Source organism: Microbacterium sp. JAI119, assembly GCF_013410135.1.
Classification (GTDB): domain Bacteria; phylum Actinomycetota; class Actinomycetes; order Actinomycetales; family Microbacteriaceae; genus Microbacterium; species Microbacterium oxydans.
Genome location: NZ_JACCCK010000001.1, coordinates 364,311 through 383,652, shown reverse-complemented (window position 1 = coordinate 383,652; position 19,342 = coordinate 364,311). Strand labels below are relative to the sequence as shown.

The following is a 19,342-nucleotide window of genomic DNA, read 5'->3' as shown; positions in this document are numbered from 1 at the left end:
TCTACGGTTTCTGCACGCGGGCGAACAAGTGCGGCTGATTGCAGCGCACTGCGGAACCGCGACCCGCCCTGACCCCGAGGGCTCAGAACAACGTGGGCTGCGGGACGTAGTCGCGCGCGGGGGCGCCGGCGTCGGGTGCGAGCTCGGCGAGCGTGGGCGGGTTCCACTTCGGATCGCGGTCCTTGTCGACGATCTGCGCTCTGATGCCCTCGACGAGGTCGGGATGCTCGTTCACGAACCACATCACGCGACGGTACTCGCCCTCCAGCGCCGCGCGGAGCCCCGGCAGGTCGCGCGCCTCGCGGACGGCGTCGAGCGTCACGGTGAGCCCGGTGGGCGCGAGGTCTTCGAGCAGGTCAGCGGTCGCCGCCGCCTCCGTCGTCCCCTGAGCCTTCAATCGTTCGACGATCTCGCTCACGGTGGGGGCGGAGAAGGCCTCATCGATCCACGCGCGCGCGTCCGGGAGCTGCGAGGCCTCCGGGGTCTCGTCGAACAGCAGCACGATCTCACTGGGACCGGTCGGGTCGGCACGGAAGGCGAGGGCCTCGCGCAATGCGTCCAGACGGTCGGATGGCACGAAGTGATCCGCGAAGCCGAGGTAGACGGCATCAGCGCCGCTCATGGTGGATCCGGTGAGACCGAAGTACTCGCCCAGGCGCCCAGGAGCGCGGCCGAGCAGCCAGGTTCCCCCGACGTCGGGAGTGAATCCGATACGGGTCTCCGGCATGGCGAGCTTGGAGCGTTCCGTGACGATGCGGATCGCGGCGTGGCCGGCCAGCCCGATGCCACCACCCATCGTGATGCCGTCGGCCAGTGCCACCACGGGCTTGGGATACTCGGCGATCATGGCGTTCAAGGCGTACTCCGCACGGAAGAACTCCGCCGTCTGGTCAGCCTGACCCGCGACGATCTGCGCGTGCAGGGCCCGCACGTCACCGCCCGCGCACATGCCGCGCTCTCCTGCCCCGTCGATCAGCACGATCTGCACATCGGTATCGTCGCGCCAGGCATCCAAGGCCACAGTGAGGCTCTCGATCATGTCGACGTCGAGAGCGTTGATCGCCTCGGGACGGTTGAGGGTGAGTCGTCCGAGCGCGCCTTCGGTGCGGACGAGGACGCGGTCTGCAGCGTGGGATTCGGTCACGATCGCCAGGCTACCCCTTCCGGATGGGCGGTATTCCGCGCGAAATGCGGGATCCGACAGGCTTTTCCGGCAGGATAGGGAGGAACTGTTCAAATGCGACGAGAGGTCACGGATGCCTGAAGGACAGGTGCTCGAGTTCACGCACGTGACGAAGCGCTTCAATGAGGTGACCGCCGTCTCGGACTTCTCCGCGCGCGTGGAGCCCGGTGCCGTGACCGCCTTCCTCGGCCCGAACGGTGCCGGCAAGACCACCACGCTGCGGATCCTCCTCGGCCAGGTGCGCGCCACCTCGGGCACGGCGACCGTCGGCGGCACGGCGTACGCCGAACTGCGGCAGCCGTTGCGCACCATCGGATCCGTGCTCGAGGAGACGGTCTACCGCCCTCGACGCACCGCCGAGCGTCAGCTGACCATCGCCGCCAAGGCGAACGGCATCCCCCTGGCCCGCGTCGGCGAAGTGCTCTCCCTGGTCGGCCTCGAGGGTGAAGGCAGCTCCCGCATCGGGGGCTTCTCCCTCGGCATGCGTCAGCGGCTCAGCGTCGCCCACGCCCTGCTGGGCGATCCCGGCGCGCTCGTGTTCGACGAACCGGCCAACGGACTCGACCCCGAGGGAATCCGCTGGATGCGACTCCTGATGCGTCGCCTCGCGGACGAAGGGCGCACGGTCCTCGTGTCGTCGCACGTCCTCAGCGAAGTCGAGCAGGTCGCCGACAACGTGCTCGTGCTCTCGAAGGGCACGCTCGTGCTCTCCAGCGGGATCGAGACTCTCGCCGACCCCAAGGGCGGATCCGTCATCGTGGACGCCGCGGACCGCAGCGCGCTGACGACCGCGCTGCAGGAGGCCGGCTTCGACATCGAGGTGCTGCGTTCGGGCCTCACGGTGCGCGGCGGAGACGCCGGCACGGTGGGAGCGGTCGCCGCCGACGCGGGCATCGCCCTGAGCACCCTCGTCCAGCGAGGGCCGACACTCGAAGACGTCTTCATCGACCTGATGCGAGGTGGCCGGTTCGCCCCGAGCATCTCGGCGACGCCACCGCAGCTCGCTGCGACGGCCCCCGAAGACACCGCAGCGGAGGTCACCGCGGCGGAGGACATCGCTTCCGAAGACACCGCTTCCGAAGACACCGCAGCGGAGGTCACCGGGGCGGAGACCTCCGTGGCCGGGCCGGCTCCGGCCGACTCCGTGGTCGCGATCCCGGTGGCAGCCGCTGCCGCCTGGGCGGCTGAGGCCGCAGCCGCCCCTGCGGGCGAGGCCCCTGTCGACGACCTCGCCGCATCCGTGGACACGGGCGACCGCTCCGAGCACACGTCGGACGAATCGGACGCGCCTTCGTCCGACGCCTCGGCTTCGACGGACGAAGCTCCTGCCGCCGAACACGACGCGGAGCATGCGCAGGCCGAGCAGGCACCCTCCGAGGAGTCTCCGGAACGATCGTTCGATGAGATCCTGTTCGGCTCCGCCGCACCGGCCGAGGCAGCAGGCGATCAGGCAGCGGATCCGGCGAACGGAAACGAGCACCACAGCGGTGTCGAGGTCTTCGCCGATCTTCACGACGCACCCGAATCGACGGACACCGACGAGTCCGACGACCAGCTCGGCGCAGGCCCCACGGACGACGATGCTCTCGCGTCCACCTCCGACGAATCCGAATCCGAATCCGACTCCGACTCCGACTCCTCCGACGATGTCGCTGCTGTCACTGCCGACGACGAGGATCCGCGCTCCGCGGCGGTGAGCTCCATGCTCGCGGCGGCTGCGCGCGCCTACTACGAGGACGAACCCAGGGATTACCCGCTGAGCGCCGAGAACCAGACGGCCGAGGAGCAGCACGGCGAAGGCGGCGTCTCCGACGAGGGCGCGCACTGGACCGTCGCATCCACCGGTGTCATCGACACGGTGCCGCTGGCCGCATCGACGGATTCCGAAGAGGCGGGCGACACCGCCGCATCCGAAGCTGAGGAGCCGGGCGCTGAGGAGTCCCCCACGGAGGAGGCCCCCACGGAGGAGTCCCCAACCGAGGAGTCGCCCACCGAGGAGTCCCTGCCCGACGGGTTCGGCGCTGACGAACACGGCACCGAGCAGTCCGGAACCGCCGGTGCCGGCGAGCAGAGCGAGCCTGACGACGAACACCGTCACGACGAGCACGGTCACAACGAACACGGTCGCAACTGAGCGACTCGGCTGACGACGAACGCCCTCCGGCCTCTCGGCCCGGAGGGCGTTCCGCATTCAGAGGCGGGTCGACCGTGGATTCATAAGCCTGAGCCGCCTCGCGTCAGGCAGGCCGAGGACGGATGACCGGACGACGGCGTCCCTTCGAGACCGGCACAGGCGCGGTCGCCACGATCTCCTCGACGTTGGCGGGCTCATCCGACACGTCGAGTCGCAGAGCCTGCGTGAGCGCGAGCCCGTGGCTCGTGGTGAGGATCAGGCGGCGGTACTGCTCGTCGCCCTCGAGATCGATCACGACGCTCGGACGACGGCGACGGATCAGCACGAAGTCGAGGCTGCCCGCGGCCTTCCAACTGCCGGCAGCGAGGACGCCGGGGATGTGCGTGCCGGGGTTCGGCACGCCACGGAGCCAGGTCCAGGCATCTTCGGTCAGCTGCACCTTGGCGATGGTGTCGCGCGCGATCCGGAGGTTGTCACGGTGGAAGGTGGCGGCACGTTCGATCGGCGAGAGCACGACCTCCAGTTGCGTCTGGTCCAGCAGCAACGTCACCATGTCCCCCAGTCTGCCAGCGTGGCCCTGCCAGTTGTCTGGAAGTTGCTCACAGGAACGCAACGATCCCTTGTCGATCAGCACCAGTCATCCACATCCCCTTCCTCTATTCGAACATATGTACTATACTCGACTCATGCCTCCCTCCACGAACGACATCGATCAGCGCGAGTCGCTGCTCGACGCGTGGGTGGAGAAGCGCCGACGCATCGCGATCCTCGAGGCAGAAGCGTCTGCGCTGCTCGCCGATCGTCTGCGGCTGCAGGAAGAAGATGTCCACGAGCAGCCGCAGCACCGCGAGGCGATCCACCGCTCGATGATCGCCGAGTACTCGGCGGCCGGTCGCGTGTCGAAGGGCAGCATCGAGTACGCCTTCACAGACGCCCTCTTCCTCGAAGCCGAGCACCCGGTCGTCAGAGACGCGTTCCGACGCGGCGCGATCAGTGCGGCACACGTTCGGGAGATCGTGCGCGAGGGCGCCATCGTGCGGCAGGCCGTTCGCGATGGTCGGGCCGCCACCGAGGCGCTCACCCTGTACGACACTGCCGCACTCGTCGTCGCGGAGCAGGATTCTCCCGCACGCACCCGCGCGATGGTGCGCCGCGTCGCGTCGTCCCTCGCCTGCGAGACCGTGGTCGAGCGCCATCGGCGGGCCTACGGGGAGCGGTCAGTCACGCTCCGGTCGCTCGACGACGGCCTCGCGCTGCTGCAGGTCGTGCTGCCGGAGCATCTCGCCCACGCGATCCTCGACCGACTGACCCGGCTCGCACAGCACGTCATCGCCACACGAGGCGACCATCCCTCTTCGGGCGATGACACACCGGCGCTGTCCTCGGACGACCTCGACTCGGGCGCCGATCGGGTCTTTCTGCAGGACCTGCGAGCCGACGACTCCCATCGCGAAGACCCTGTGCTCAACAGCCACCCGTACGACAGCGAGCCACCCTGCGGACCGGACACCGGCGACGCACGCGTCGACGCCCACGTCATCTTCGGCGACGGAGACACCTTCACGACGGATCCGTCACTCGGTGCCCCATCCGCCCCGACCGATGAGCGAGGCATCGATGCGGTCCGCACCGACCTGCTCAGCGACCTGCTCCTGACCACGGATCCCTCTGCTGCGGCGGGCACAGCTCTGGAGGGCATCCACGCCCGCATCCAGGTCACGATCGCTGCCGAGACGCTGGCCGGAATCGACGAACGGCCTGCCGAGCTCGACGGCATCGGTGCACTGCACCCCGACATCGCCCGCGACCTCGCCGGACGCAACGGCGGCTGGTCCCGCCTCTTCCTCGACCCCGCCGGCATCGTGACGGCCACAGCCGCCTACGCCCCGACGGCGGCGATGCGGCGGCACCTCCAGGCCAGAGACCAGCACTGTCGATTTCCCGGGTGCCGCACACCCGTCCACCGGTGTCAGATCGACCACAATCACGACCATGCGAAGGGCGGAGCGACGTCGATCGACAACCTGAGCCACTTCTGCGTCGGGCACCACGCGCTGAAGCATCCCGACATCGCCGAGAAGCACCGATGGCGAGCGAGACAGACCCCCGGCGGCGACATCGAGTGGACCAGCCCGCTCGGCCGGTGCTACACCGACGCATCACCGCGCCGCGTCATGTTCGTCTGACCGCGGTCCCGAACGAGCCCTCACGGACGCGCGGTCACGAACGCGCGGTCCTGGGACGCGCCCTCACGAACGCACAGTCACCAACGCGCGGTTATGGACGAGCAGCTGCGGCCGCAGCGGCCGCGGCAGGAAGAGCGGCTTCGATCTGCTGCAGCTCGTCCTCACCGTGGGCCGCGGTCAGGAACCACGCCTCGAAGACGCTCGGGGGAAGCGCCACCCCCTGCTCACGCAGCGAGTGGAAGAACGGCGCGTAGCGGAACGACTCCTGAGCCTGAGCTTCGGCGTAGTCCCTCGGCGCCGACGCCCGGAACGAGGCGTTGAACAGGTTGCCCGCGGTGGCCACCGCGTGCGTCACGCCGGCGTCGGTGAGGGCCGCGTCGAGGGCGGTAGAGACTCGAAGAGATGCGGCGTCCACCGTCGCGTAGACCTCCGGTGTCGCGAGCCGCAGCGTCGCGAGACCCGCTGCGACCGAGAGCGGATTCCCCGAGAGAGTGCCCGCCTGGTAGACCGGCCCGAGGGGAGCGAGCAGATCCATGACATCGGCTCGACCACCGAGCGCGGCCAGGGGCATGCCTCCACCGACAACCTTGCCGAACGTGAAGATGTCCGGCAGGTAGTACTCGCCCGCAGCTGCCTGCAGACCCCAGAACCCTGCCGGGTGCACCCGGAATCCGGTGAGCACCTCATCGAGGATCATCAACGCTCCGTGGGCGTGGGCAGTCTCCGCGATCAGACGGTTGAAACCGGGCAGCGGGGCCACGACGCCCATGTTCGCGGCCGAGGCTTCGACGATGACCGCGGCGATGCGCTGGCCGTGCTCGGCGAACACCGCAGCCAGCGCCTCGGGATCGTTGTACCCGATCACGAACGTCTGCGCCGCGATCGGTGCCGGGACACCTGCCGACCCCGGAAGCGCGAGCGTCGCGACGCCGGAACCTGCTTCGGCGAGAAGGCCATCCGAATGCCCGTGATAGTGACCGGCGAACTTCACCAACAGGTCGCGACCCGTGGCGCCCCGCGCAAGGCGGATGGCCGTCATGGTCGCCTCAGTACCCGTGGAGACCAGACGCACGCGCTCGACAGGACGGATCTCGCCGAACCGCACACGGTCGGCGATCAACGCGGCGAGCTCGACCTCGCCCTCCGTCGGAGCGCCGAATGACAGGCCACGAGCTGCGGCCTCCTGCACCGCGGCGACGATCTCCGGGTGCGCGTGCCCCAGCAGCGCAGGACCCCACGACGCGACGAGGTCGACATACTCGCGGCCGGCGGCATCCGTGACCTTCGCCCCCTTTGCCGAAGCGAGGAACCGCGGCGTCCCGCCCACCGAACCGTAAGCACGCACCGGGGAGTTGACCCCACCGGGGATGACCGCGCGGGCAGCGGAGAACAGGTCGTCGTTACGGTCGTTCATGAAAGGAGTGCTCCTCGGTCAATCAGTCGCGCAGCCAGCCGGCCGCTTCGGTGGCCCAGTAGGTGAGCACCGCATCCGCACCGGCGCGGCGGATGGAGAGAAGGGACTCGAGAACGGCTGCTCGACGATCGATCCACCCGTTCGCACCGGCGGCCTCGATCATCGCGTACTCGCCGGAGACCTGATATGCCCACACCGGAATGCTCACGGTGTCGCGCACCTCGCGGAGCACGTCGAGGAAGGCCATCGCCGGCTTCACCATGACGATGTCCGCACCCTCCGCCTCGTCCACCACTGCCTCGCGCACACCCTCGCGACGGTTTCCGGGATCGAGCTGGTACGTGCGGCGGTCGCCCTTCAGCTGAGAGTCCACTGCCTCCCGGAAAGGTCCGTAGAACGCGCTCGCGTACTTCGCCGCATAGGCCAGCAGGAGCGTGTCCGTGAAGCCCTCACTGTCGAGCGCCTTGCGGATCACGGCGACCTGGCCGTCCATCATGCCGGACAGCCCGAGCAGCTGCGACCCCGCGCGCGCCTGGGAGAGAGCCATCGCGGTGTACCGTTCGAGCGTCGCATCGTTGTCGACGGAGCCGTCGGCCGCGAGCACGCCGCAGTGTCCGTGGTCGGTGAACTCATCGAGACACAGATCGGTCTGCACGACGAGCGCGTCGCCGACCTCTGCCGCCAGCGCTTCGGTTGCGACGTTGAGGATCCCATGCGGATCATCGGCACCCGAGCCGAGGGCGTCGCGCACCTCGGGGACGCCGAACAGCATCACGCCGCCGACCCCCGCCTCCGCAGCCTCGACCGCGGCCGCACGCAGCGAATCGAGAGAATGCTGAGCGACACCGGGCATCGACCCGATCTGCACGGGCTCCGTGATGCCCTCTCGCACGAACAGCGGGAGGACGAGCTGCCCCGGCAGCAGCGAGGTCTCGCGCACCAGATCGCGCACTGCGCGAGACTGCCGCAGTCGTCTCAGTCGCACGTCGGGGAAGCTCACGGCGCGAACTCGTCGGCCGCGTGCGGAAGGGTGAAGTGCGAGACGGCCTCGATCAGGGCGTCGATCGTCTGACGGTCGGCAACCACCGACACGGGAAGCCCGGCGCGCTGCGCGTCTTTCGCGGTGCGGGGGCCGATAGCCGCGAGCAGGGTGTCGTCGGGGATCTCCGGGAACTGCTCGCGCACCTGCTCGGCGACCGAACCGCTCGTGATGAGGATCGCGTTGATCCGACCGTTCTCCACATCGCGGCGGATCCGCTCCGTGACCGGGACGCCGACCGTGCGATACGCCACGACACCGTGCACATCATGGCCCGCTTCGGAGAGCAGCCGGCTGAGCACGGGCTTCGCGATCTCGCTGCGCAGCGCGAGGATGCGGCGCGGCTCCTTCTCGAGGGCGATGAGCTGCTGTGCCATCCCCTCTGCGGAGTTGTCCTGCTCCGGGACCAGCGTGACCTCGTAGCCGACCGCCTGCAGAGCCGCCGCGGTCGTCTCGCCGACAGCGGCGATCTTGGTCGAACGCGGCACGACCGCCCTGTGGGCGAAGAGCACGTCGACGGTGGTGGCGCTCGTGACCGTCAGCCAGTCGAACTCCCCGGCGGCCAGCTGCGCCAACGCCGAGTCGAGCGTCGCCTGGTCTGTCGTCGGCGCGAAGTTGATGAGCGGGGCGACGACGGGGACCGCGCCCAGCGCGCGCAGGCTCGCGGCGACGCTGTCGCCCCACGGCCCGCCACGGGGCACGAGGATGCGCCAGCCGTCCAGCGGTCGGTCCTGCTTGATTTCGGAAGTGGTCATGAGGATTGCTCTCGGGATACGAGGCCGGCCGCCCCTTGATCGAGCAGCCGACGGGCAACAGTGAACCCGAGCTCGCGCGCTGCGTGCATCGGGTCTGCACCATCGGCAGCATCCGCTCCATTGCCACTGCCGTTCCGACGAATATACTCCCCGTTCAGGTCTTCCGTGACGTCGAGGCCGATCCGGCGACCCCCGTCAGCGGCGTACACGACGGTCCTGACGCGGATCGAGGAGCCGTCGACGACGGCGTGAGCGGCCATCGGTGCCTGGCACCCGGCATCCAGGCCCTGCAGGATCGCGCGCTCGACGGTGATGGCCAGACGCGTGTCGGTGTCGTCGAGACCGGCGAGGGCCGTGAGCAGCTCCTGCGGGGCGTCCGCCCGGGTCTCGACCGCGAGCGAACCCTGTCCCGGCGCGGTGGGCCATTCTGCGAGACCGAGCTCTTCGCGTCGGAGCGGCGACTTCGCGTCGAGCCTCGAGAGACCGGCTGCCGCGAGGATCACCGCGTCCAGCTCACCGGAGACGACTCTGGCGAGCCGGGAATCGACGTTCCCGCGGATGTCGACGACCTCGGCGCCGGGTGCTCGCCGGTGGACCTGGGCGATGCGTCGCGGTGAGCCGGTGCCGACGGTGCTTCCCGAGCGGAGTTCGTGCAACGCGGTGCCGTCACGGGTCAGGACCACGTCACGCGGGTCTTCGCGCTTCGGGGTCGCCGCGATCACGAGCCCTTCAGGGATGGCGGTGGGGAGATCCTTCAGCGAATGCACCAGGAAGTCGCACTCCCCCGCGAACAACGCCTCGCGAAGACGCGTCGCGAAGATGCCCTGCCCGCCGATCTCGGAGAGCGACGCGCGGTTGGTGTCGCCTTCGCTGGTGATCGGGACGAGTTCGACCCGGCGCCCCGACAGCTTCTCGAGAGCCGCGGCGACATGACCCGACTGCGCCTGCGCGAGCGCGCTTCGACGGGTACCGAGACGGATGGGAGTGCTCATGCGCTTACTGGAGGACGTCCGCGATCTCGTCGAACCGGAGCCTGCGCCCCGTGTAGAAGGGCACCTCCTCCTTCACGTACAGGCGGGCGTCGGTGTACCGCAGATCGCGCATCATGTCGACGAGGTCGGTGAGCTCATCGGCCTCGAGCGGAAGCAGCCACTCGTAGTCGCCGAGCGCGAACGAGGCGACGGTGTTGGCGAGCACGCCCTTGAATGCCGCGCCCTTGCGTCCGTGGTCGGCGAGCATGGTGCGACGCTCCTCCTCCGGGGCGAGGTACCACTCCGGCGTGCGCACGAACGGGTAGAGGCAGAGCCAGTCCTTGGGGCCGATGCCGCGGAGGAAGCCCGGCACATGCGAACGGTTGAACTCGGCGTCGCGGTGCACGCCCATCACGTTCCACACCGGGAGGAGGGAGCGCAGCAACTCGGTGCGACGCAGGCGGCGCAGCGCCTTCTGCAGCTCCTCCGCCGTGTCACCGTGCAGCCACACCATGAGGTCGGCGTCGGCCTTGAGCCCGGAGACGTCGTAGAAGCCGCGGACGGTCACGCCCGAATCCTCGATGTAGGAGACGATCGTCTCGAGCTCGGTCGAGTCGTTCTCCGTCACGGGGACGTCGGGGTTTCGTCGCCAGACGGCCCAGAGGGTGAAGCCGGACGGGTTCTCATCGCGCTCTTCGGACATCATGCTCCCCAGTCTGCCTCGTTTACGCAGGAGCCGCTAATCACCCGGACGGGTGCCTCACGACATCCTGGAATGCTGCGCACCAGTGCGAGATGCGTGTCAGTGCGAGATGCGTGTCAGCGCGAGATGAAGCGTGCGATCGCCCAGACCGCGCCGCCGACCGCCGCCGCGATGCCGACGGTGGCGGCGACCGCCCCGATCGGGTTGCGGTCGGCGAACACGCGCGCCCTGGCCACCGCTCGCGTCGACGCCTTCTCGACCCGGCGCGGGATGTTCCCCTTGATCTCGATCGCGGCGAGGGCGGCCTTCAGCTCCGCACGAGCCGAGGCGACCGGGTCGACGATCCCGCCGGGGACGGCGGTGCGCGGCAGCGACTCAGAATTCGTCATCGCCGGCCTCCTTCACGATTCGGATGTCTTCGGCTACGGCCTGAGCCGGATTCTGGCGCGCGAGCACCTTGCGGAACTTGAGGACGCCCAGCAGAGCGAACAGCAGCACCGCGAGGATCAGGATGCCGAACACCGCGATCGCGGACAGCCATACGGGCCACCATGACGACAGACCCGCGATCGCGAAGACCAGGATCACCGGCACGGCCCAGAACAGGAAGAACAGCGCGACGAGGAACCACACGGAACCGATGCCGGCGTCCTTCGAGGTGCGCGAGATCCACGCCTTCGCCGCGTCGATCTCGGCCTTGACCAGATTCGTGACGAGTTCCGGCAGATCCCCGAGGAGAGTCAGCAGACTGTCGTCGGCACGATCACGGTATCCGCGGGGCATGTCAGGCGCCGGACTTCTTGGTGGCCGACTTCGCGGCGGGCTTCTTGGCAGCCGGCTTCTTCGCGGCGGGCTTGGAAGAGGCGGACGTCGAGGTCTTGCTGGACGAAGCCGTGGCCTTCGCCGCCTCGACCGCTTCCTCCGTCGCCTCGGCCAGGTCTTCTGCGGCCTCACGACCGGTCGCGATCGCGGAGTCGAGGCGCTGACCCGGCGTGCCGTTGCCGCTGACGGACTTCGCGACCTTCACGACGCCGGTCCAGAGCGCACCGGGGACGGCTGCGGCTTTGTCGCCGACGAAGCCCTTGACCTTGGTGACCTGTTCCTGCACGGGATCGAGGTGCCACACCTTGAGCCACTGCGTCTTGATCTGCTCGTAGCGCTCACGTCCGGCACGGGTGCCGAGGACGTAGCCCACGCCGAGTCCGACGACGAGTCCGATCTTCCCCTTCATGGGGTCTCCTCACCTTGTTCCGGTAGTCCGGCCAGATTCGCCCGGTTGGGATCGGTCGCAGGCTCTCGCACCCCGCGGCCAGGTACCCAGCGTAACCCCGTATGCCGATTTCGGCATCTATGGGTCAGAGGGTTGACACGGAGCGCTCTCTCCGTCATGGCGCTCAGTCCGTCGAAGCGCTCAGTCCCACAGAAGGAAGCGCCGGAGGCGGTCGGCCTGATCCCTGGCGTCGGGGATCACCTGGGCGAGCCCTGTCCCCGCAAGCCAGGCGCCGACCACGGCCATGCCGGGCACCGCCTCGATCGCTGCGCGCGCGGCCGTGCGCCGTTCACCGGATCCGATGATCGATGCGGGCTGCGACTGGACGAACCGACCGCGATGCGAGGCGATCACGGCTTCGGGAGCGATGGCGACTCCGAGCAGGGCGGCCGCCTCGCTCCGCGCCAGTGCAGCCGCCGCGTCGTCGGTCAGCCGAGCGGTGGCGGCCGGCTCGCCCTGAGCTCCGAACGACACGCGGACGATCTCCCGGGAACCCGCCGCAGTCCCCACCCAGCCCCACTTCGCGGTCGAGTGCGTCAGGGCCTTGGCCGTGTGGCTCCCTGGAACGGTGAGCACACCTGTTCCCCGTGGGGCGGACGCGATCTCGGGGGCGTCGAGGAGAAGCGTGACGATCTCGATCTCCGGCGAGTCCGCGGCCTGCGTCTTCTGGAGGTCCGGTATCACCGCGGCGAGGAGTCCTCGCGCCGTCGACTCGGGCGTCGCGATGATGACGGCGTCCGCGTCGAGCTCCTCGATCACCGGTGGCGCGGATTCCGCCGCGACGTCCTCATCGGCCGGTGCACCCTCGAGCGCCGGTTCACCGCCGTGCTCCGCATCCGCCGCGGACTCGGCCTCGACAGACCACGTCGCACCCGTCCTGCGGAGACTGCGCACCCGAACGCCCGTGCGCACGTCGGCGTCGAGGCGCTTCAGGTCGGCGGCGAGCGCATCGATGAGGGTACTCATCCCCCCGGAGAGGCCCTCGACGGCAGCTCCAGGAGTCTTCGCCACGACTGGGGCGGTGCCGTCGGCCTCCGGCGCTGTCGCCGCAGCTTTCGCCGCGGCTTCGTCGCGGAGGGTCTGCACCGCGCCGGAGAGCGAGCCGACCCTGGTCAGGGCGGCATTGAGCCCCGGGGCCGCGACGTCGATGTCGACGTCGTCCGGAGACGCGGAGTAGACGCCCGTCGTCACGGGGGCGACGAGTCGATCCCGCACCTTCGCCCCCATGCGCGACGCGACGAGCTTCCCGAGGCTCAGCTGGTGCCCGATCGTGAGGGGCGGACGCACCCGATCGAGGTATGCGCGCCAGACACCCGACCACCCGATGATGCGACGGACCTCGGGCTGGAACGGATTCGAAGGGATGCCGAGGATGCCGCCCGCCGGAAGCGGGGCAGCTCCGACACCGGGGATGCCGGCCAGCCAGGCGCCACCGGCCTGCGGCACCACGATGCGATCGGCGAGATCGAGCTCCTCGACGAGGGCGCGGACGAGGCCGCCCCTGGTGGCGTAGCTCTCCGCCCCGGCATCGACCGTGACCCCGTCGAGGTCGACCCGGCGGATCGCGCCCCCGAGCGCCGCTTCGGCCTCGAGGACGGTGACGCGCATCCCGACCTTGGCGCATTCGCGCGCGGCGACGAGCCCTCCGATGCCCCCGCCGACGACCACCACGTGCTTCTCGGCCGCGCGGGCGGCCAGGTCGAAGGGCTCAGCGGACGAGGACTCAGGGCTCATGCCGTCAATTCTCGCACCGCCCCGTTCTCCCGCCCGGACGCTTCACCCTCACGGACCTGCGCCTCACGCGCCGGATTCGCAGGGGGCGGTGACGGTCAGATCGTGTGCGCCAGCTCGACGATGCGGGTGAGCTGATCCGGGTCGGTCTCCGGCGGCACGCCGTGGCCGAGGTTCAGGATGTGCCCGCGCGCCGCGCGACCCCGCTCGACGACGTCGCGCACATGGGCCTCCAGGACCGGCCACGGGGCGGAGAGCAGCGCGGGGTCGATGTTGCCCTGCACCGTGACATCCGGCCCCAGGATCGCAGCGGCCTCGTCGAGGGGCAGCCGCCAGTCGACACCCACGCCGTCGGCAACACCGTCGAGGCGCATGTCGGCGAGGAAGGGACCTGTCCCGACCCCGAAGTGGATCGTCGGCAGGCCGATGCCGGACAGGGCGGCGTGCGAGTGCGGGGCCACGAAGGCGCGGTAGTCCGCCGTGCTGAGGGAACCGGCCCAGCTGTCGAAGAGCTGGACGACGGATGCCCCGGCGTCGCGCTGGGTCTCGAGGAAGCGACGGGAGACACGCGCCAACCAGCCCGCGAGGCGGTTCCACGACTCCGGGTCGGAATGCATCATGGCCCTGGCCCGCAGGTGCTCCTTGGATGGCCCTCCCTCGACGAGGTAGGCGGCGAGGGTGAACGGGGCGCCCGCGAATCCGATCAGCGGGGTGTCGCCGAGCTCGGCCGTGACGAGCCGCACGGCCTCGGCGATGGCCGTGCCGTCCAGATCGTCCGGATCGATCGCGGTGACGCGCTCGACGTCGGCCGCCGTGCGCACCGGGTTCGCGAACACCGGACCGCGACCCGGCTCGATCTCCACCTCGACCCCGGCGAGCCGCAGCGGGATGACGATGTCGCTGAAGAAGACGGCCGCGTCCACACCGTGACGGCGCACCGGCTGCAGGGTGATCTCCGCGGCGAGGTCGGGAGTCAGGCAGGCGTCGAGCATCCGGGTGCCCACACGCAGCTCACGGTACTCCGGGAGGGAGCGGCCGGCCTGCCGCATGAACCACACGGGGGCGTGTGCGGGACGGTCGCCGGCGAGGGCGCGCAGGAGCGGGGCATCGGAGAGGGCCATACTCCCATCCTCCCATCCACCCCTTATGGAGCCGCCGAGTTCGAGCTGCCGACCCTTCGCCCGCAGACGCTCCGGTACAATCGATCTGTGCTGCTGTGTGTCACGGCGAGTCACAAGACCGCCTCCTTCGAATTGCTCGAACGCCTGAGCCGCACCCCCGACGACGTCGCTCCCACCATCGTGGGCATGACGCCGTGTGTGCAGGGTGCGGTCGTGCTGGCGACGTGCAACCGCTTCGAGGCGTACGTGGAAATGGACGAACCGGTCACCGCCGCAGGCGCCATCGGCGTCGAAGCCGTGATCGAAGCGGTCGAGTCCGCCACCGGCATCCCCGCCGCCGACCTCGACGGCGCCTACACCGTCCACGCCGGACGCCGCGTCGCCGAGCACCTGTTCTCCGTGGCATCCGGGCTCGAGTCCGTCGTCTCCGGAGAGGGCGAGATCGCCGGTCAGGTGCGCCGCGCCCTCAAGTCCGCTCGCAAGGACGGCACCACCTCGCCCGAGCTCGAGCGCCTCTTCCAGCGCGCCAGCCAGGCTCAGCGCAAGGTCAAGAACGTGACCGCCCTCGGCCGCGCCGGTCGTTCGCTGGTGCGCCTCGCGCTCGAACTCGCCGACAGCCGCATCGCCGACTGGTCTGCGGAGCGTGTGCTGCTGGTCGGAACCGGCGCCTACGCGGCCGTTACCCTCGCGACGCTCCGCGAGCGCGGCGCCGTGAACATCTCGGTGTACTCGCCCTCCGGCCGTGCCGAGGTCTTCGCCGCGAAGCACGGCATCCGGCCGATCACCGCCGACGAGTACGCCCGCACCGCGGCACGGTCGAGCCTTCTCATCACCTGCACCACCGCCACGGAACCGGTCCTCGGCCCTGAGCACCTGCAGCTGCCGACCGGCCCCGCCGCGGCGGGCTGCCCCGTCGGCACGCACAGTCAGCTCGTGGTCGACCTCGGCATGCCCCGCAACGTCGACCCCGCCGTCGCGTCGCTCGAGGGCGTCGCACTGCTCGACCTCGAGACCATCCGACTGCACGCGCCCCTCGAAGAGCTGCAGGCGACGGATGCCGCTCGCAGCGTCGTCCGCGAGGCCGCCGAGACCTTCCACGTGGTGGGCGCGCGCCAGAGCGTGACCCCGTCGGTCGTGGCCTTCCGCTCGCACATCTTCGAGCTGCTCGAGCGGGAGATCGCCCGGGCCCGCGCACGCGGCGACGAGGACGGCAAGGTCGAGCAGGCCCTGCGACACCTCTCCGGCGTGCTGCTGCACACCCCGACCGTGCGTGCGCACGAACTCGCCGCCGCGGGCCGCGCCGACGAGTTCACCGCCGCGCTGGCCGCCCTGTACGGCATCGCGCCGGAGGCCGACTCCGTGGACGACGCCGCCAGCGCCTGACACGCTCAGCCCACGCGGTGGCAGACTGGAGGCATGGCCCTTCACATCACCGGAGACACCGCCGCCGACGAGCTGCTGACCGACAACCCGCTGGCTCTGCTGGTGGGGATGCTGCTCGACCAGCAGGTGCCGATGGAGACCGCGTTCGCCGGTCCGCTCAAGATCGAGCAGCGCACCGGAGCGGCTGATGCCGCCACCATTGCCGGCATGGCGCCGGACGAGTTCCTCGAGGCCTTCAAGCAGACCCCCGCCGTACACCGGTTCCCCGGGTCGATGGCGACGCGCGTTCAGACGCTGTGCCAGACCCTGGTCGACGACTGGGGCGGCGACGCGTCCGCGCTGTGGACCCAGGGCGACCCGTCGGGACCCGAGGTGCTCAAGCGGCTCAAGGCACTCCCCGGGTTCGGAGAGCAGAAGGCCAAGATCTTCCTCGCCCTCCTCGGCAAGCAGTACGGCTTCACCGGCGAGGGCTGGCGCGAGGCATCAGCCCCTTACGGCGAGGACGGGTCGTACCGCAGCGTGGCCGACATCGTCTCGCCCGACTCCCTCGCCAAGGTGCGCGAGCACAAGAAGGCCATGAAGGCGGCGGCGAAGGCCACGAAGTGAAGCCGACGGGGGATGACGTAGCCGGGCTCATCGCCCGCTCCTCCCCCGCAGTGCGCCGCAGGGACGCCGAGACGCTGACCGCGCTCATGCAGGAGATCACCGGTCGCGAGCCGCAGACCTGGGGCACCATCATCGGATTCGGCTCCTGCCACTACCGCTACCCCACCGGCACGGAGGGCGACAGCGGGCTGCTCGGCTTCGCCCCGCGCAAGGCCGCGACGACGATCTACCTGTTCGACGGAGTGGACGCGCACACCGAAGCTCTGGCGGAACTCGGCCCCCACACGACCGGTGTCGGCTGCCTGTACATCAAAGACCTGGAGCAGGTCGATCTGGACGTGCTGCGCGGCATCCTGGAGCGCTCGCTGGCCTGGGTCGAGGCCGGCGGCAGCGAGGGCGTGCGCCTCACGGTCACGGGCTGAGTCCGGGCGAAGAGTCGCGCCACGAGCATGCTCGCGAGGTTCGAGGTTCGAGACCCATGCTGCGCGCCGAGACCCATCCGCAACAGCGTTTGCGCGGATGGGTCTCGGCGAGGAGCGTGGGTCTGGCCCGACGTGACAGGAGTCAGTGCTGCGGGGCGAAGAACGCGCGGATGTCGCTGGCCAGCAGGTCGGGGCGCTCCAGGGCGGCGAAGTGCCCGCCCTCGTCGAAGCGGCTCCAGTGCACGATGTTCGAGTTGTCGCGCTCGGCGAAGACCCGGATCGTCTGGAAGTCGTCAGCGAACACCGCGACCCCGGTGCGCGCGGCGTTGATCTGCGGCTCTGCACCCTCGGCAGCGGCATCCGCCCTGGCGTTCTCGAGGTAGCTGCGGCTCATGCCCGATGCCGCGTTCGCGAACCAGTTCACGCTGACTTCGAGCAGGATCTTCTCCAGCGGCACCAGGGAGGTACCGTTGCCGAACGAGTTGAACAGCTCGCTGTAGGCCAGCAGCCCCACCGGGGAATCGCTGATCCCGACCGAGACTGTCTGCGGACGCGACGAGTTCATCGCGTTGTAGCCGCCGACGGACTGGAACCACTGCATGTGCTCCAGGCCGGCGTAGTCCGCAGGCTCGAGCTTCTCGAACTCTGCAGGGTCACCCGAGGGGAACGAGAACAGCTGCAGCACGTGCAGTCCGAGGAAGCCCGCGGGCTCCCGAAGGCCCAGCTCTCGAGCCACCATGGCGCCGTTGTCGGAACCGTGGATGCCGTAGCTCTCGTAACCGAGACCGCGCATGAGGCGGTCGTACGCCTCCGCGACCCGCGCCGTCGTCCACCCCGCGGACGCCAGAGGCTGAGAGAACCCGTAGCCCGGTGCATCCGGGATCACGAGGTCGAACGCCTCTTCGGCTCGACCGCCGTGCGCCACGGGATCGACCAGCCGATCGATCAGGTCGAGGTAGTCGATCGAGGAGCCGGGGTAGGTGTGGGCGAGCAGCAGCGGGATCGCACCTTCGTGAGCCGAACGCACGTGGAGGAAATGGATCGTCTGGCCGTCGATCTCGGTGGTGAAGTGCGGGACGGCGTTGATCCGCTCCTGAGCGGCTGCCCAGTCGAAGTCGCGCCAGGCGGCGACGGCTTCACGCAGGTAGGAGTTGGGGGTGCCCGCATCCCAGTCGTCCGTCGGCGAGGGCTGCGGAAGGCGGGTGCGGGCGAGGCGATCCTGAAGATCGGCGACCTCGGCAGCGGAGACCGAGACGGTGAAGGGACGGAAGGTGAGCGTCGTGTTTTCCATATCTCGAAGGTAGAAGGGCATTAGGTTGGATTCGTTCCTAATGGATGCACGACTTTTCGAGGAGTTCCGATGGCCGATCCGACCGCTCGACTGCTCGCGCTGCTGGCCCTGTTGCAGACCGGCCCCGGGCGTTCCGGCACCGACCTCGCCGTCCGACTCGGTGTCTCCTCGCGCACCGTGCGGCACGACATCGAGAGACTGCGCGAACTCGGGTATCCCGTCGATGCCACGCGCGGATCCGTCGGCGGATATCGTCTCGGGGCGGGCGGCACCCTCCCTCCGCTCCTCCTCGACGATGAGGAGGCCGTGGCGGTCACGGTCGGACTCCGCGCCGCCGCCGGCATCGCGGGGGTCGAAGAGTCGGGGGCGAGAGCGCTCGCCAAGCTGGAGCAGGTGCTGCCGTCGCACCTGCGCCCCACCGTCGACGCGCTCCGCTCCAGCGTCGACCGCGCCCCGGAGAACAACGACACCGACGCGCCCGACCCCGAAGTCGACGCCGCGTCGCTGCAGGCCATCGCGCGCGCCATCCGCGACCAGGAGTGGCTGCGCTTCGACTACGAGGGGGCTCCCCGGCTGGTCGAGCCGTATCGGCTGCTCACCTGGGTGCGGCGCTGGTACCTCGTAGCACGCGACCCCGACGCCGACGAGTGGGGAACGTACCGGGTCGACTGGATGCACCTGCGGATGCCGACGCACCGCCGCTTCGACGCGCGACCGCTCCCGGGTGGCGACTACACGGCCTTCGCGATGCGGACCATCGCGGTGAGCGGGTGGATCGTGCACGCCCGACTGCGCATCGACGCGCCGGCGGAGGCCGTGCTCGACCGCATCCACGCCGCGGTCGGGGTGGTCGAACCCGTCGACGACGAGCACTGCATCCTCGTCACCGGTGCCGACAGCCTCGACACCATCGCCGCCTACATCGGGATGCTGATGATGGATTTCACGGTCGAGAGTCCGCCCGAGCTGCTCCCCCGCCTGCAGCTCCTCTCCGAGCGCTACGCGCGCGCCGTGCGGGGATCATGACGGGGATCGAAACCCACCCTCCCCTTCGAGACCCACTCCTACGTGCTCCGATCACGATGGGTCTCGGCGGTGGGGATGGGTCTCGGCGAAGGGCGAGCGAGAGAGAG

Annotated in this window: 19 protein-coding genes; 6 read left to right on the top strand and 13 right to left on the bottom strand. The window is 69.7% G+C overall.

Annotated elements, in window-relative coordinates; all coding sequences use genetic code 11:
* Positions 1 to 82: 82 nt before the first annotated feature.
* On the bottom strand, positions 83 to 1,144 hold the full coding sequence (locus HDC31_RS01730) for an enoyl-CoA hydratase/isomerase family protein (RefSeq protein WP_113680361.1): 1,062 nt from the start codon (positions 1,142 to 1,144) through the stop codon (positions 83 to 85).
* 112 nt (positions 1,145 to 1,256) lie between these two features.
* On the opposite strand from HDC31_RS01730, the gene HDC31_RS19990 reads away from it, so the two are divergent.
* The gene (locus HDC31_RS19990; protein WP_218867281.1) at positions 1,257 to 3,317 is read left to right on the top strand and encodes an ATP-binding cassette domain-containing protein; all 2,061 of its coding nucleotides are present in this window, start codon (positions 1,257 to 1,259) and stop codon (positions 3,315 to 3,317) included.
* 103 nt (positions 3,318 to 3,420) lie between these two features.
* On the opposite strand, the gene HDC31_RS01720 is transcribed toward HDC31_RS19990, so the two are convergent.
* Positions 3,421 to 3,870, bottom strand: a complete 450-nt coding sequence (locus HDC31_RS01720; protein WP_046747664.1) for a hypothetical protein — start codon at positions 3,868 to 3,870, stop codon at positions 3,421 to 3,423.
* Between the two features lie 133 nt (positions 3,871 to 4,003).
* Here HDC31_RS01720 and HDC31_RS01715 point away from each other — a divergent pair, with 133 nt between their 5' ends.
* Positions 4,004 to 5,503 (top strand): HNH endonuclease signature motif containing protein, encoded by a 1,500-nt coding sequence (locus HDC31_RS01715; RefSeq protein ID WP_113680362.1) that lies wholly within the window; start codon positions 4,004 to 4,006, stop codon positions 5,501 to 5,503.
* Between the two features lie 91 nt (positions 5,504 to 5,594).
* Here the strand turns inward: HDC31_RS01715 and HDC31_RS01710 are convergent, their stop codons facing one another.
* The 10 genes from HDC31_RS01710 to hemE all read right to left on the bottom strand — a co-directional run bounded on the left by HDC31_RS01710 (position 5,595) and on the right by hemE (position 14,507).
* Complete coding sequence (locus tag HDC31_RS01710; protein ID WP_179515761.1) at positions 5,595 to 6,917, bottom strand: glutamate-1-semialdehyde 2,1-aminomutase; 1,323 nt, start codon at positions 6,915 to 6,917, stop codon at positions 5,595 to 5,597.
* A 22-nt stretch (positions 6,918 to 6,939) separates the two neighbouring features.
* A complete protein-coding gene (gene hemB / locus HDC31_RS01705; protein WP_058631691.1) occupies positions 6,940 to 7,917 on the bottom strand; it encodes a porphobilinogen synthase in 978 nt (325 codons plus the stop codon).
* Positions 7,914 to 8,711: a uroporphyrinogen-III synthase gene (locus HDC31_RS01700; RefSeq protein WP_046747493.1), complete on the bottom strand. Its 798-nt coding sequence runs from the start codon at positions 8,709 to 8,711 to the stop codon at positions 7,914 to 7,916. Before HDC31_RS01700 ends, hemB begins: the two co-directional genes overlap by 4 nt.
* A complete protein-coding gene (gene hemC / locus HDC31_RS01695; protein WP_058631692.1) occupies positions 8,708 to 9,703 on the bottom strand; it encodes a hydroxymethylbilane synthase in 996 nt (331 codons plus the stop codon). Before hemC ends, HDC31_RS01700 begins: the two co-directional genes overlap by 4 nt.
* Before the next feature lie 4 nt (positions 9,704 to 9,707).
* Positions 9,708 to 10,388 (bottom strand): hydrogen peroxide-dependent heme synthase, encoded by a 681-nt coding sequence (gene hemQ, locus HDC31_RS01690; RefSeq protein WP_046747491.1) that lies wholly within the window; start codon positions 10,386 to 10,388, stop codon positions 9,708 to 9,710.
* Between the two features lie 113 nt (positions 10,389 to 10,501).
* Positions 10,502 to 10,774, bottom strand: a complete 273-nt coding sequence (locus HDC31_RS01685) for a hypothetical protein (protein ID WP_046747490.1) — start codon at positions 10,772 to 10,774, stop codon at positions 10,502 to 10,504.
* Positions 10,761 to 11,168, bottom strand: coding sequence for a phage holin family protein (locus tag HDC31_RS01680; protein ID WP_046747489.1), 408 nt, complete (start codon positions 11,166 to 11,168; stop codon positions 10,761 to 10,763). The genes HDC31_RS01685 and HDC31_RS01680 overlap by 14 nt, the downstream gene beginning before the upstream one ends.
* A gap of 1 nt (position 11,169) precedes the next feature.
* The gene (locus HDC31_RS01675) at positions 11,170 to 11,616 is read right to left on the bottom strand and encodes a hypothetical protein (protein ID WP_046747488.1); all 447 of its coding nucleotides are present in this window, start codon (positions 11,614 to 11,616) and stop codon (positions 11,170 to 11,172) included.
* A 180-nt stretch (positions 11,617 to 11,796) separates the two neighbouring features.
* Positions 11,797 to 13,389: an NAD(P)/FAD-dependent oxidoreductase gene (locus tag HDC31_RS01670; RefSeq protein WP_179515760.1), complete on the bottom strand. Its 1,593-nt coding sequence runs from the start codon at positions 13,387 to 13,389 to the stop codon at positions 11,797 to 11,799.
* 95 nt (positions 13,390 to 13,484) lie between these two features.
* The gene (gene hemE / locus HDC31_RS01665; protein ID WP_046747485.1) at positions 13,485 to 14,507 is read right to left on the bottom strand and encodes a uroporphyrinogen decarboxylase; all 1,023 of its coding nucleotides are present in this window, start codon (positions 14,505 to 14,507) and stop codon (positions 13,485 to 13,487) included.
* A gap of 87 nt (positions 14,508 to 14,594) precedes the next feature.
* On the opposite strand from hemE, the gene HDC31_RS01660 reads away from it, so the two are divergent.
* The 3 genes from HDC31_RS01660 to HDC31_RS01650 are packed head-to-tail and all read left to right on the top strand — an operon-like array spanning position 14,595 to position 16,918.
* The gene (locus tag HDC31_RS01660) at positions 14,595 to 15,890 is read left to right on the top strand and encodes a glutamyl-tRNA reductase (protein ID WP_061017813.1); all 1,296 of its coding nucleotides are present in this window, start codon (positions 14,595 to 14,597) and stop codon (positions 15,888 to 15,890) included.
* A gap of 33 nt (positions 15,891 to 15,923) precedes the next feature.
* A complete protein-coding gene (locus tag HDC31_RS01655) occupies positions 15,924 to 16,496 on the top strand; it encodes an HhH-GPD-type base excision DNA repair protein (RefSeq protein ID WP_058631694.1) in 573 nt (190 codons plus the stop codon).
* On the top strand, positions 16,493 to 16,918 hold the full coding sequence (locus HDC31_RS01650; RefSeq protein ID WP_061017816.1) for a DUF1801 domain-containing protein: 426 nt from the start codon (positions 16,493 to 16,495) through the stop codon (positions 16,916 to 16,918). Before HDC31_RS01655 ends, HDC31_RS01650 begins: the two co-directional genes overlap by 4 nt.
* 142 nt (positions 16,919 to 17,060) lie before the next feature.
* On the opposite strand, the gene HDC31_RS01645 is transcribed toward HDC31_RS01650, so the two are convergent.
* Positions 17,061 to 18,209: an epoxide hydrolase family protein gene (locus HDC31_RS01645; protein ID WP_113680641.1), complete on the bottom strand. Its 1,149-nt coding sequence runs from the start codon at positions 18,207 to 18,209 to the stop codon at positions 17,061 to 17,063.
* A gap of 69 nt (positions 18,210 to 18,278) precedes the next feature.
* On the opposite strand from HDC31_RS01645, the gene HDC31_RS01640 reads away from it, so the two are divergent.
* Positions 18,279 to 19,235: a YafY family protein gene (locus HDC31_RS01640; protein WP_113680642.1), complete on the top strand. Its 957-nt coding sequence runs from the start codon at positions 18,279 to 18,281 to the stop codon at positions 19,233 to 19,235.
* Positions 19,236 to 19,342 lie beyond the last annotated feature (107 nt).